This window comes from Azospirillum melinis (assembly GCF_013340935.1).
Taxonomy (GTDB): Bacteria; Pseudomonadota; Alphaproteobacteria; order Azospirillales; family Azospirillaceae; genus Azospirillum; species Azospirillum melinis.
The window spans coordinates 77,650-90,317 of the sequence record NZ_WHOS01000010.1; the positions used below are offsets into that span (position 1 = coordinate 77,650).

General features: G+C 69.5%; 11 protein-coding genes. 6 read left to right on the top strand and 5 right to left on the bottom strand.

Features of this window, described 5'->3' with window-relative positions; genetic code table 11:
• Positions 1 to 106: 106 nt before the first annotated feature.
• From cobS to GBZ48_RS09995, 3 genes are read left to right on the top strand one after another with little or no spacing between them, the layout of a single operon-like run.
• Positions 107 to 943, top strand: a complete 837-nt coding sequence (gene cobS, locus GBZ48_RS09985; RefSeq protein WP_174470898.1) for an adenosylcobinamide-GDP ribazoletransferase — start codon at positions 107 to 109, stop codon at positions 941 to 943.
• On the top strand, positions 940 to 1,584 hold the full coding sequence (locus GBZ48_RS09990; RefSeq protein ID WP_174470899.1) for a histidine phosphatase family protein: 645 nt from the start codon (positions 940 to 942) through the stop codon (positions 1,582 to 1,584). The genes cobS and GBZ48_RS09990 overlap by 4 nt, the downstream gene beginning before the upstream one ends.
• A 52-nt stretch (positions 1,585 to 1,636) precedes the next feature.
• Positions 1,637 to 2,167, top strand: a complete 531-nt coding sequence (locus tag GBZ48_RS09995; RefSeq protein ID WP_109047958.1) for a pyridoxamine 5'-phosphate oxidase family protein — start codon at positions 1,637 to 1,639, stop codon at positions 2,165 to 2,167.
• Positions 2,168 to 2,304: 137 nt separating this feature from the next.
• On the opposite strand, the gene GBZ48_RS10000 is transcribed toward GBZ48_RS09995, so the two are convergent.
• The 3 genes from GBZ48_RS10000 to mtgA form a co-directional block, all read right to left on the bottom strand.
• Complete coding sequence (locus tag GBZ48_RS10000; RefSeq protein ID WP_174470900.1) at positions 2,305 to 3,675, bottom strand: DEAD/DEAH box helicase; 1,371 nt, start codon at positions 3,673 to 3,675, stop codon at positions 2,305 to 2,307.
• A 293-nt stretch (positions 3,676 to 3,968) separates the two neighbouring features.
• Entirely contained in the window at positions 3,969 to 4,493 is a 525-nt protein-coding gene (locus GBZ48_RS10005) for a flagellar basal body-associated FliL family protein (RefSeq protein ID WP_174470901.1), read from the bottom strand.
• A gap of 84 nt (positions 4,494 to 4,577) precedes the next feature.
• Positions 4,578 to 5,252 carry a monofunctional biosynthetic peptidoglycan transglycosylase gene (gene mtgA / locus GBZ48_RS10010; protein WP_174470902.1) on the bottom strand — a complete coding sequence of 225 codons (675 nt, stop codon included), beginning with the start codon at positions 5,250 to 5,252 and terminating at the stop codon, positions 4,578 to 4,580.
• A 112-nt stretch (positions 5,253 to 5,364) separates the two neighbouring features.
• On the opposite strand from mtgA, the gene GBZ48_RS10015 reads away from it, so the two are divergent.
• Positions 5,365 to 8,130 carry an ATP-dependent DNA helicase gene (locus GBZ48_RS10015; protein WP_174470903.1) on the top strand — a complete coding sequence of 922 codons (2,766 nt, stop codon included), beginning with the start codon at positions 5,365 to 5,367 and terminating at the stop codon, positions 8,128 to 8,130.
• 40 nt (positions 8,131 to 8,170) lie between these two features.
• Here GBZ48_RS10015 and GBZ48_RS10020 read toward each other — a convergent pair whose 3' ends face one another.
• Together GBZ48_RS10020 and GBZ48_RS10025 are read right to left on the bottom strand one after the other, a co-directional pair.
• Positions 8,171 to 9,862 carry a methyl-accepting chemotaxis protein gene (locus tag GBZ48_RS10020; protein WP_174470904.1) on the bottom strand — a complete coding sequence of 564 codons (1,692 nt, stop codon included), beginning with the start codon at positions 9,860 to 9,862 and terminating at the stop codon, positions 8,171 to 8,173.
• Positions 9,863 to 10,066: 204 nt separating this feature from the next.
• Entirely contained in the window at positions 10,067 to 11,014 is a 948-nt protein-coding gene (locus GBZ48_RS10025; protein WP_174470905.1) for an AEC family transporter, read from the bottom strand.
• A gap of 140 nt (positions 11,015 to 11,154) precedes the next feature.
• Between GBZ48_RS10025 and GBZ48_RS10030 the strand changes: the two genes are divergently transcribed.
• Entirely contained in the window at positions 11,155 to 11,580 is a 426-nt protein-coding gene (locus GBZ48_RS10030) for a tellurite resistance TerB family protein (protein WP_174470906.1), read from the top strand.
• Positions 11,581 to 11,609: 29 nt separating this feature from the next.
• Positions 11,610 to 12,497 (top strand): NAD(P)-dependent oxidoreductase, encoded by an 888-nt coding sequence (locus GBZ48_RS10035; protein WP_174470907.1) that lies wholly within the window; start codon positions 11,610 to 11,612, stop codon positions 12,495 to 12,497.
• Positions 12,498 to 12,668 lie beyond the last annotated feature (171 nt).

The following is a 12,668-nucleotide window of genomic DNA, read 5'->3' on the forward strand; positions in this document are numbered from 1 at the left end:
ACAAAGTAGGCGGACCGAGCGTTTCGGTCAAGGAATCGAACCTATGCGAACGATGCAGAACCGCCTGCCGTGCGGGGTTGCGCCGGACGCCGGTTGGGCGTAGTCGATGCCGATCATGCCGGACGCCACCACCGCCCCATCCCCGCCGCCGCGCTGGACACAGGACGCCGCCCTGGCGCTGGTGTTCCTGACCCGGCTGCCCCTTCCCCCCATCGGCCCGCTCAATGGCCTGCTCAGCGGCCCCTTGGCCGAGGGCGCGTCGGCGCGGGCGATGGGCTGGTTTCCGCCAGTCGGCGCGCTGATCGGGCTGGCGGGCGGGGCGGTGTATGCCGCCGCCACCGCCCTGCACCTGCCGCCGCTGGCCGGTGCGCTGCTGGCCCTGGCGACGACAGTCCGGCTGACCGGCGGGCTGCACGAGGACGGGGCGGCCGACGTGGCCGACGGCTTCGGCGGTGGGCGCGATCCGGTGCGCAAGCTGGAGATCATGCGCGACAGCCGCGTCGGCAGCTATGGCGTGCTGGCCCTGGTCTTCTCGGTCGGTATCCGCGCCGCGGCCCTGGCCGCCCTGCCGGTGCCGGCGGCGGTCGCGGCTCTGGCGGCGGCCGGCGCCTTGTCGCGCTGCGGGCTGGCGGCGATGGCGCGCGTTTTGCCGGCGGCGCGGCGCGACGGGCTGGCGGCAGCGCAAGGCCGGCCGGCGATGGCGACGGTGCTGCTGGCCCTCCTCCTCGGCATCGCAATCGCCGCGATGGCGCTCGGCGGGCTGGCCCTTCCCGCGCTGGCCGCCTCGCTCCTGGCGGTGGCAGCGGTGGCGGCGCTTGCCCGGCGGCAGATCGGCGGGCACACCGGCGACGTTTTCGGCGCGGCGCAGCAGGCGGCGGAGGCCGCGGTGCTGCTGACCCTGTCGGCCCTCATTGGAGCAGCGGCCATCGGAGCAGCGGCATGACCGCCTTGAGCCTCACCCCCCTGACCGTCACCCGCTGGTGGCTGATCCGCCATGCGCCGGTCCGCAACCCGGACAACGTCATCTGCGGGTCGAGCGACCGCGAGGCCGACACCGGCAACCGCGCCGCGGCCACCGCGCTCGCGGCCGGCCTCCCCGCCGACGCCCTGTGGCTGACCAGCCCGCTGCGCCGCAGCCGCCAGACCGCACAGGCTCTGTGGAGCCGCAACCCCCGCCTTGCCGGCACCGCCGTGGTGGAGCCGGCGCTGGCCGAGCAGGATTTCGGCGATTGGGAGGGCATCAGCCACGACGCCGCGGCCCGGCGCGATGCCGAAGCGGCGGCGCGCTTCTGGGGCGACCCGGCCCGTCATGCCCCACCGGGCGGCGAGAGCTTCGCCACGGTGATGGACCGCACCGCGGGCGCGCTGCTGCGGCTGACCGACCTCCATGCCGGACGCGATCTGGTTGCGGTGATCCATGCCGGCACCATCCGCGGTGCGCTGGCACTGGCACTGGATCTGACGCCGGAGGCGGCTCTCAGGCTGCGGATCGACCCATGGTCGCTGACCCGGATCGACCACCACCACGCCGGGACGGGCTCCTGGTCTGTCGGGGGAGTGAATCAGCAGGTCGGAACTTTCTGACCGCGGCGGGCGTTCCCCAGTCTCAGTTGGGCTACCGAACGAGAGGCAGACCATGGTCCATAGCACCACCGCCGGCCACGGCCACAGCCCCGACCAGGGCGACGTCAAGAAGCTCTGGGAGATGATGAAGGGCGTCCAGGTCGCGATGATGACCACGCTGGACGACAACGGCCGGATGAACTCCCGTCCGATGGCGACGCTGTCCCATGCGGGGTTCGAAGACGGCACCCTGTGGTTCTTCACCCGCGCCCATTCCGAGAAGGTGGACGAGATCGACCGCCACTGGCGCGTCAACCTCGCCTATGCCAACCCCGACAAGCAGGATTACGTGTCCGCCTCCGGCGTCGCCGAAGTCGTGCGCGACCGCGACAAGATCCGCTTTCTGTGGCGCGACATCATGACCACCTGGTTCCCCCAGGGTCCGGACGATCCCGAGGTGGCGCTGCTGAAGGTGTCGGTCGATCAGGCCGAATATTGGGACAGCCCGTCGAGCACCATGGTCTACGCCTACGGCTATGTGAAGGCGAAGCTGACCGGCCAGTCGCCGGACCCGGGCGACCACGCCAAGATCGCGTTCCAGTAACCGCGTTTTGGTGAAAGCCGGCTGGAGATGCCGGCCTGACATGAAAAAAGCCCTCCCTGCGGACCGCAAGGCCAGCAGGGAGGGCTTTTTCATTCAACGATCCTTAAGCGGGGCTCAAGAAGCGCAGTAGACGCTGCTCACCAGCTCTTCGCACGGGCCGCCGGCTTGCCGTTGCCGTGGGCTTCACGACGGGCATGACCATGGTCCGGGCGGGCGTCGCCGCGATGGTTGTCATTGCGGGCATAGTCCGGACGCGGGCCGCGCGGGGCGTGCGGGCCCTTGGACTCGCCGTTGCGGTGCCACGGCTTGCCGGCGCCGCCACCCGGACGGCCGCTGCGACCGGCCGGACGGCCGGCGCCGCCGGTGGTGAAGGGACGCGTCGGCTCCAGGCCGGGCACCACATGCACCTCGAGCGTCGCCTTCGTGTAGCGCTCGATGCGGACCAGCGTCTCGCGGTCGGCGCGGGCGGCGAAGGAGATCGCAACGCCCGAGGCGCCGGCGCGGCCGGTGCGACCGATGCGGTGGACATAGTCCTCCGCCGAGCGCGGCAGGTCGAAGTTGATGACGTGGGTGATGTCGCGCACGTCGATGCCGCGGGCGGCGACGTCGGTGGCGACCAGCAGGCGGACCTGGCCGGTGCGCAGACGCTGGAGCGTGCGGTTGCGCTTGGTCTGGTCCATGTCGCCGTGCAGGGCGGCGGCGGCATGGCCGGCGGCGCTCAGCTCCTCGGCCAGCGTGTCGGCATCACGCTTGGTCGCAGCGAAGATGATCGCCTTGCCGACCTCTTCCTGGGCGGCGAAATGCTGCAGCAGACGGCGCTTGTGGTCGAGATCGTCGGCATGGTGTAGACGCTGCTCGACGTTGATCGCGGTCGCCTGGCTCTCGACGGCCACACGCTCCGGATTGCGCAGCAGGTTGCCGGCCAGCTGCGCCATGCGGCGGTCCAGCGTGGCGGTGAACAGCATGGTCTGGCGCGTCGGCGGGCAGCACTTGGCGATGGTCTCGACATCGTCGAGGAAGCCCATGTCCAGCATGCGGTCGGCCTCGTCGAGGATCAGCACCTCGACCTCGTCCAGCGCGATGCGGCGGCGGGCGACATGGTCCAGCAGGCGGCCCGGGGTGCAGACGAGAACGTCGACCGGACGCGACAGCAGGCGCAGCTGTTCGCGGTAGGGCATGCCGCCGACCACGTCCACGATGTTCAGCTTCATGAACTTCGCGTACTTGCGGGCGGCGTCGGTGACCTGCTTGGCCAGTTCGCGGGTCGGGGCCAGAACCAGCACGCGCGGGGTGGCGGCGCCGTTCAGCGGCAGCTCGGCGGTGCGGGTCAGCGCCGGCAGCATGAAGGCGGCGGTCTTGCCGGTGCCGGTCTCGGCAGTGGCGAGGATGTCGCGGCCCTGGAGCGCCGGCGGAATGGCGGCGAGCTGGACCGGGGTCGGGGTGGTGTATTCGAACGCCTCGAGGGCCTTCAGGACGAGCGGGTGCAGGCCGAGTTCGGAAAACGTCAAGTCGTAACAACCTTCTCAAAGCAACACGGCACGGCCCCGCGCGCCCCGATGGCGGGCGTGGGACATACCGGCGGACTCGCCGGGAGGAGGTCGATAGAGGGAGAGGCGTCTATCCGATGCAGCGGCCAGAGCGTCCCTAGAACCCTGGGACGTTTGTCCCCTAGGGGACTGCCGTTGCGCAATCACAGCGCGTCTCGCTCAAGAGACGCGCGAGCCTCCAGCGATCAAGACGCCCTAGATAGTCTATTGCGCCGCACAAAACAAGGCTCATCGCAGAACGAGCCCCGCGTGCCTTACTTGACGACCATGCGTTCGATGTAGATGTCGCGGAACAGGCCGGTGCCCGCCTCGCGGTTCACGGACTCCCTGATGCGCGCCTTCAGGAGGTCGGCGGAGCCCGGTCCGGTCAGGGTTTCGCTGTCGATCCGGCTGAGGGTCTGGAACAGCCGGTCGGCGATGCGGTCCTGATAGCGCAGGATGCGGTCGGGCTCTACCGTCGGCGCCAGCACCAGGGACACCTGCATTTCCACCGCCCGCACGCTGCCCAGCGGCACCTCGATGGCAGGCAGCCGCGCCAATTGCGGCTTCGGCCCCATCCGCGCCTCGATCCGCCGCTGTTCAAGGATGCGGTCCAACGCGATGCCGCCGCCATAGGCCAGCCCCGCCAGCGTGAACAGGGCGATCAGGACGACGATCAGCAGACGGGTGGGGTTTCCCGGCTCCGGCTGAGTTTCATGGTGCGGCGCCCGCTCGTCCCGCAACGGGTCGGGAGGCGGGGTAGAGAACAGGTTTCCTTGCAGTGTGCGGTGCGTGGCCATGATCGGCCTCCTGCGGGCCGGGCGGGAGCAGTGTGGAGCGTAGCGCGTCGGGTGTTAAGATTCGGTGGAGGGGCGCGCCCTGTCTCACCGCACGCACTCGGCCAGCCCGTCCCGCCGCACCACCGCCATCCGCCGCTCGATCACCCCGGCGCGGCGGGCGACATAGGCGCTGGGCCGGGTGGGCGACCAGTTGCGCGGGCTGGGCAGCACCACCGCCAGCAGCGCCGCCTCGCGCCGGGTCAGCGCTGCGGCGGATTTGTTGAAGTGGTGCCGCGCCGCGGCCTCGGCGCCATAGACGCCGTCATCCCACTCCACGATGTTCAGATAGACCTCCAGGATGCGGCGCTTGCTCCACAGGCTTTCGATCAGCAGGGTGAACCACGCCTCCGCCCCCTTGCGGATCCAGCTGCGGTCGGGCCAGAGGAAGGCATTCTTGGCGGTCTGCTGGCTGATCGTGCTGCCGCCGCGCAGCCGCCGGCCCTCCTCGTTCTCCTCGAAAGCGCCCTCGATGGCCGCCCAGTCGAAGCCGCCATGGCCGCAGAAGCCGGTGTCCTCCGAGGCGATCACCGCCTCGACCAGGGCGGGGGAGATGCGCTCCAGCGGTTCCCAGTCGCGCGACAGGCCGGAGCCGCCCAGCGCCCGGATCAGCATCAGCGGCGTCGCCGGCGGCGGCACGACCCGGTAGAGCGCCGCCCACAGGATGGTGAAGGCCATCAGCCCCGCGATCCCGATCAGCGCCCAGCGCAGCAGTTTCCGCATACAGCCCCGTCTCCGCTCGGCTCCTTCGGACTTCCCTCAATGGGGGTGAAGCGGTGCGCCGTCAACATGCGGCGCTCGCTTTGCGGCACGCCACCGCCATATAGTGCCGCCGATGGACCTGACCGCCGATCCCACCCCGCTCCACAGCCTCGACGACGCGCCCGCCATGGTGGCGGGCGCGCGCCGTGTCGTGTCGCTGACCCTCGACGGCGAGGTCGAAGAGCTGTCGCTGGCCGCCGCCGCGGCGAAGGTGCGCCGCCAGCCGCCCCTGGTCTGCCATGCCCGCGCCTTCGCCCGCCGGCTGGGGATCGACGCCTTCCCGGCCTTCGACGTGCTGGAGCTGTTCGCCTTCGTCCACCCGGCCCGCTTTTGCGTCCCCACCCCGCGCGGCATCGCCGAGGCGCTCGACCTGCCCACGCCTGAGGGTCACGAGGCGGAAGCGCTGGCCCTCCAGCGTGCCGTGCGCCGGCTGCTGGGCGACCTCGGGGCAGCCGGACGGGAGGAATCCTCCGACCCCGTCGCATTCGCCTGGGAGATGGGACGTGCCGGCTGGCCTTGGGCGCCGTCGGTACTGGCGGCGCTCGGCAAACCCGACGGGCCGGAGAAGGGTGCTGCCCGGTCAGGTCTGCGCGTCTGGACCCGCATCAAGGAGTGGGAGGAAGGCGCACCGCCGCCGCCGCCCGCCCAGAACCCGGTCGATCCGGACGAGGCGCGCCGCCGCCTCGCCGCCATGCTGTCGGCCAACGTGCTGGGCAAGATTGCCGAGCCGCGGCCGCAGCAGGCTGACTATTCCAGCGCGGTGTCCGCCGCCTTCGCCCCGCGCCAGCTTCCCGACACGCCGAATGTCGTGCTGGCGGAGGCCGGGACCGGCGTCGGCAAGACGCTGGGCTATCTGGCGCCGGCCACGGTCTGGGCGGAGAAGAATGGCGGGACGGTGTGGATCTCCACCTATACCCGCAATCTCCAGCACCAGATCGACGCCGAGCTCGACCGGCTCTATGCCGACCCGGCGACCAAGGCGCGCAAGGTGGTGCTGCGCAAGGGACGCGAGAACTACCTGTGCCTGCTGAACCTCGAAGACGCGGTGCGCGCCATGCCGTTTCAGCCGCACAACGCCATCGGCGTCGGGCTGATGGCGCGCTGGGCGGCGGCGACGCGCGACGGCGACATGACCGGCGGCGACTTCCCCGGCTGGCTGGTCGACATCGCCGGGCGCGGGCCGACCATGGGGCTGGCCGACCGCCGCGGCGAGTGCATCTATTCCGCCTGCGACCACTACGCCCGCTGCTACATCGAGAAGAGCGTGCGCCGCGCCCGCCGGGCCGACATCGTCATCGCCAACCACGCGCTGGTGATGGTGCAGGCGGCTCTCGGCGGCGGCGAGGAACCGACGCTGCCCAGCCGCTATGTCTTCGACGAGGGGCACCATGTCTTCGATGCCGCCGACAGCGCCTTCGCCGGCCATCTGACCTGCCGGGAGACGCAGGAGCTGCGCCGCTGGCTGCTGGGTGCCGAGGAGACCGGCCGCAGCCGCGCCCGCGGCCTGAAGCGCCGGTTGGAGGACATCGTTGCCGGCGACGAGGAGGCTCTGCGCCATCTCGACGACATCCTGATCGGCGCCCGCGTCCTGCCCGCCGACGGCTGGTCGGCGCGTCTGGCCGCCGACAACCCGCAGGGGCCGACCGAGCGCTTCCTGCTGCTGGCCCGCCAGCAGGTCTATGCCCGCACCGCCGGCCAGGGCGGCCCCTACAGCCTGGAGGCCGACAGGGCCTATCCGGTGGACGGCCTGCTGGAAGCGGCGGCGGAACTGGAGCAGTCCCTGGTCCGCCTGTCCGAACCGGTGGAGGCGCTGGCCCGCCGGCTGGCCCAGCGGCTGGAGGACGAGAGCGCCGAGCTCGACTCCGACCAGCGCCGCCGCATCGATGCGCTGTCGCGCAGCCTGCACCGCCGCGGCACCCTGACGGTCGAGGGGTGGCGCGCCATGCTGCGCACCCTGCCGACTGAGACGCCGTCGCACTTCGTCGACTGGTTCGCGGTGGAGCGGATCGACGGCCGCGACGTCGATGTCGGGCTGTACCGCCACTGGGTCGACCCGACGGTGCCCTTCGCCGAGGCACTGGCCGGCCCCGCCCATGGGCTGGTGGTGACCAGCGCCACGCTGACCGACGGCACCGGCGACATCGGCCAGGACTGGCGCGCGGCGGAGGACCGTTGCGGCGCCAGCCACCTGCCGGCCCCGGCGATCCGCGCCCAGGTCCCTTCCCCCTTCGACTACCCGAACCGCACCCGTGTCTTCGTCGTCAACGACGTGCGCAAGGACGATCTGGGACAGGTCTCGGCGGCATACAAATCGCTGTTCCTGGCGGCGGGTGGCGGCGGTCTCGGCCTGTTCACCGCGATCAGCCGGCTGCGCGCCGTGCGCGACCGCATCGCCGAACCGCTGGATCAGGCGAACATTCCGCTTTATGCCCAGCATGTCGATCCGCTGGACGTGTCGACCCTGATCGACATCTTCCGCAACGAGGAGCACGCCTGCCTGCTCGGCACCGACGCGGTGCGCGACGGGGTGGACGTGCCGGGGCGCAGCCTGCGTCTGATTGTCTTCGACCGCGTGCCCTGGCCCCGCCCCGACATTCTGCACCGTGCCCGCCGCGAGGCCTTCGGCCGCCGCCGCTACGAGGACATGATCACGCGGTTGCGCCTGAAGCAGGCCTTCGGCCGGCTGGTCCGCCGCGCCGACGACACCGGGGTCTTCGTCCTGCTCGACCCGATGATGCCGAGCCGGCTTGGCGGCGCCTTCCCCGAAGGCGTGGAGATGCGGCGGGTCGGGCTGAAGCAGGCGGTCGAGGAGACGGCGGAGTTCCTGCGGGGGTGGTGAGGGGCGGTCTACCCCTCGCCACCTCCCGCTCCGTGGCCTGTCAGGCGGCGCGCAGCTCGCTGAGGAAGCTGTCCATCGCCTGCTTCAGCATCGCAGCCTGCCGGGCGAGATCGTCCGACGCATGCTTGACGTTGTTGGTGGCAGCCCCCGTCTCGTTCTCCGCCTGCTGAATTCCCAGGACGTTGCGCGAAACCTCGGTCGTGCCGACCGCGGCCTGCTGGGCGTTGCGGCTGATTTCGGACGTGGCGCCGCTCTGCTGGTTCACCGATTGCGCCATGTCGGCCGTGGAATTGCTGATCTCCTCCACCTGACCGATGATGCTGCGCATGGCGCCGACCGTCCGGCCCGAGGCCGCCTTGACCGCGCCGATCTGGTTGGTGATCTGCTCGGTCATCGCGTGGGTCTGGTTGGCAAGGTTCTTCACCTCGCTGGCGACGACGGCAAAGCCTTTGCCGGCCTCCCCGGCGCGGGCCGCTTCGATGGTCGCGTTCAACGCCAGCAGATTGGTCTGGCTGGCCACCGCATTGATCGAAGCCACGATCTGATCGACCTGATCGATGGAGGCGGACAGCAGATCGAGCTGGCGCTGGGCTTCCCCAGCCCCCTCGGCCGCAAGGCGGGAGCGGTCGGCGGCACGCCCCACGCGGTCGGACAGCTCGCCGATCGAGGCGGATAGTTCCTCCGACGCGGCGGCGACCGTCTGGACATTGGCGCTCGCCTGCTCCGACGCGGCGGCGACGGCGGTGCACTGGGCGCCGACCTCTTCGACGGCGGCGGCCAGCTGCGACGAGGTGGCCTGCAACTCGGTTGCGGAACTGCCGACCGCATCGACGATGGAGCCGACCCGCTCCTCGAAGGACCGGGCCATGTCCAGCGTTCCCCGGCGTTTTTCCGCTGCCGCCTGGGCCTCGGCGTCCTTGGCGTCCTGTTCCAGCTGGCGCGTGCGGATCATGCTCTCCTTGAACACCTCCACCGTCCGCGCCATTTCGCCGACCTCGTCACCACGGCCGGCCCCAACCACCTCCGTCGTGGTGTCGCCGGTCGCCAGACGCACCATCGCCGCGTTCAGTGCGGCGACCGGACGGCGAATACCATAGACGACCAGCAGCACGGACCCGATGGCACCGATGACAAGCAGCGCGATCGCAATCGACAGGGAGTTGAACACCGTCTGGTTGGTCTTGTCGGTCAGATCGTCGGACGAACGGTACACTCCGGCCGACACCTCATCCGACAGCTTTGCCGCCATGTTGAAGGCCTCCACCACCTGCGGGCGTCCTTCCTTTCCATAGATGGCGGCAGCCCCGGCGTGATCGCCCTTCTCCTTCGCCGCGAAAAGCTTGGGCAACGACGACTTCACCATTGCCGTCAGTTCCGCGATCCGCGCCACCTTGTCCTTGTGCTCGGGCCTGACCAGACGGTTCATCACCGTGCTCGATTCGGCAATGGCCGCCTGGATGTCGTCCATCGCCTTGACCAGCGCGGGAAGTCCGGAGGGGTCCTGAAGCAACAGCACGTTGTTGGCCTGACGGCCGAGGTTGGCGAGGTCGCCGCGCATGCGTTCCAGCTTCAGCGAAAACGTGACGTCTCCATCGATCAGCCTGCTGTAGCGATCATCGATCTCACCGATCCGGTTGCTCATGTAGATCGACAGCCCGAGCGTGATCAGGCTGAGAATCGCCACCACTGCATAGATTTTCGTACCGATCCGGAGATTTTCGATAAGTTTCACAGCGACACCTCAGCTGATCCCTGAAAAGAGCGGTTTCCCTGCCGACTTCGGCCGACAGGGCAAAAGCAATTCCAGACTCACCTAAGTGCACGCGGTAAAGAATACCTTAAAGAATCGGCCGGAAAATGTTCGAAAGATAAATGAACCAAGCCACAAACAACAATCTCAATAAGATTACATCGCCGACTCAAGTCCAGAAACCAGTCATTGCCCTGGCGCATATACCGCCAGCAGCGCCGACAGCGTCACCACGCTCAGCACCGTCGACACCAGGATGGCCGAGGAGGTGCGCTCCACATAGGTCTGGTACTGGCTCGCCACCACGAAAGTCAGAGCCCCGGTCGGCAATGCAGCCAGGATCACCGCGCTGCCGGTCCAGAACGGGTCCATCGGGAACAGCGTCTGTGTCAGCACCCAGGCCAGCGCCGGGTGGACCAGCAGCTTCAGGGCACTGATCCAGCCCGCCTCCGCCAGCCCGGCGGTCAGGCGTTGCGAGGCCAGGAACAGGCCGATGGCGAACAGCGCGCAGGGGCCGGCGGGGGAGCCCATCAACTCGCAGAATGTCGCAATCGGCTTCGGCACCGCCACGCCGGGCAGCAGTGCCGACCAGGCGAGGCCGGCGGCGGTGGACAGGATCAGCGGGTTCTTCGCCAGCGCCCGGCCGACATCGCGCAGAGCCTTGCCCAGCCCGCTGCCCTGGCTGTTGGCGAACTCCATCCAGATCACGGCGATGCCGACCATGATGGCGCTCATGATGACGGTCGCCAGGATGGTGGGGGCGAGACGGTCCGGCCCGAAGGCGGCCAGGAACAGCGGAATGCCCATGTAGCCGGTGTTGGAGAAGGCCGAGTTCAGCCCCTGCATGCACTGGATCTGCGTGCGCTCGCGGTAGACGAGGCGGCCGATCACCGCGCCCAGCGCATAGACCAGCAGCATCGACCCCAGGAAGGCGCCGATGAACGGACCGTTGAAGATCTCCGGGATCGACCGCCGCGCCGTGCCCAGGAACAGCACCGGCGGCAGCGCCATCCAATAGACGAACTTGTTCAGCGCCTCCGACGAGGCGGCGCCGAGCAGCTTCGACTTCCCGGACAGGAAGCCGGCCAGGATGATAGCGAATACGGGAAATGCGACATTGAGGACGACGTTCATGGTGCGCGACAATAGGCAACGCCAACCGTCGCGTCGAGCGGCCGACCCCTCCACTCCCGGCATGGCACCCTTGACGGCGCGGAAGCGGCGTTCGAGATTGCCGACCTTACACGCGACCACTCCCCAAGGGAGACCGCCCCATGAGAAAGCCGACCGATTCCATGATCGACCACCACAGCGCACTCATCTATGTCATGGTCCTGGTGTCCGCCTGCGACGGCGACATGACCGACCTTGAACTGGAAGCCATCGGCGAGAATGTGCGCCACCTGCCGATCTTCAAGGACTACAGCGGCGATCAGGTGATGGCCGCCACCCGCGAATGCACCGCCATGCTGAGCGACAGCGACGGGCTCGACACCGTGCTAACCATCATCGAGCAGGCGCTGCCGTCCAAGCTGCGCGAGACCGCCTATGCGGTGGCCTGCGACATCGCCGCCGCCGATCCCAAGGCATCGCAGGAGGAACTGCGCATGCTGGAGCTGATCCGCCACCGGCTGGGGGTCGACCGGCTGTGCGCCGCCGCCATCGAGCGGGGCGCCCGTGCCCGCCACATGCGCCTGTGACCGTATCCACGTATAGTGAAAGCCTCGACATGACCGAAGAAACCATCCGCCCCGATCTCGCCGGCCAGCGCGTCGGCGTCATCGGGCTTGGCCTGATGGGCAAGCCGATGGCCCGTGCGCTCGCCCGTGCCGGCGCGGAGCTGGTGGTGACCAGCCGCAGCCCCGGCCCGGTCGCCGAGCTGGCGGCGGAGGGGATGATCGCCGCCACCGGCCCGGCCGCCGTCGCCGGACAGGCGGGGATCGTCATCCTGATGCTGACCGACACCACGGCGGTGGAGACGGTGGCCGAGGCGTTGCTGCCGGGCTTGCGTCCCGGCCATCTGGTGATCGACATGGGCACCACCGCCGTCGCCGCCACCCGCGCGCTGGCCCAGCGCGTCGCCACCGCCGGGGCGGAGTGGCTCGACGCGCCGGTTTCCGGCGGGACCGTGGCGGCCGAGGGCGCCATCCTCACCATCATGGCCGGCGGGTCCGAGGCTGCCTTCGCCCGCGCCCTGCCGGTGTTGCAGGCGATGGGCCGCCGCATCACCCATGTCGGGGACAGCGGCGCCGGCCAGATCGCCAAGTCGGCCAATCAGGTCATCGTTGCCTTGACCATCGGCGCGGTGGCTGAGGCGCTGGCGCTAGCCAGGGCGGCCGGCGCCGATCCGGCCAAGGTGCGCGACGCCATCCGCGGCGGCTTCGCCGAATCCCGCATCCTCGACCTGCATGGCGGCCGCATGGTCAGCGGCGACTTCACTCCCGGCGGCCGCGTCACCACCCAGGTCAAGGATCTGAAGCAGGCCGAGGAATTGGCGCAGCAGTCCGGCATCGACCTGCCGACGCTCGGCCTGTCGCTGGAGCTGTTCGAGATGCTGGTGGACCAGGGCGACGGCGCGCTGGACCATTCTGCGCTCTACCGCCTATTCGCCCGCTGATCCCGGCGGGTGGCCGGGGGTGGAGCGCACCGCTCCGCCCTCCGGTCGACATCCTCCGGCTTATTATTCTCTCCGTTGCGGCAAAGCCCCGCTTTCCGCAAGTTTCTTCTCAAAACGGTTGAGGATAAGCGCCGCATCGTCCATTCTCCCGGCTTTCCGCAGGGTGGCAAA

Excerpts from the sequence above, each read along its gene's own strand:
- GBZ48_RS09995 (WP_109047958.1), top strand. The coding sequence starts at position 1,637 with ATGGTCCATAGCACCACCGCCGGCCACGGCCACAGCCCCGACCAGGGC.
- mtgA (WP_174470902.1), bottom strand. The coding sequence starts at position 5,252 with ATGCGGAAACTGCTGCGCTGGGCGCTGATCGGGATCGCGGGGCTGATG.
- GBZ48_RS10035 (WP_174470907.1), top strand. The coding sequence starts at position 11,610 with ATGACCGAAGAAACCATCCGCCCCGATCTCGCCGGCCAGCGCGTCGGC.
- GBZ48_RS10005 (WP_174470901.1), bottom strand. The coding sequence starts at position 4,493 with ATGGCCACGCACCGCACACTGCAAGGAAACCTGTTCTCTACCCCGCCT.
- GBZ48_RS10030 (WP_174470906.1), top strand. The coding sequence starts at position 11,155 with ATGAGAAAGCCGACCGATTCCATGATCGACCACCACAGCGCACTCATC.
- cobS (WP_174470898.1), top strand. The coding sequence starts at position 107 with ATGCCGATCATGCCGGACGCCACCACCGCCCCATCCCCGCCGCCGCGC.
- GBZ48_RS10025 (WP_174470905.1), bottom strand. The coding sequence starts at position 11,014 with ATGAACGTCGTCCTCAATGTCGCATTTCCCGTATTCGCTATCATCCTG.
- GBZ48_RS10015 (WP_174470903.1), top strand. The coding sequence starts at position 5,365 with ATGGACCTGACCGCCGATCCCACCCCGCTCCACAGCCTCGACGACGCG.
- GBZ48_RS09990 (WP_174470899.1), top strand. The coding sequence starts at position 940 with ATGACCGCCTTGAGCCTCACCCCCCTGACCGTCACCCGCTGGTGGCTG.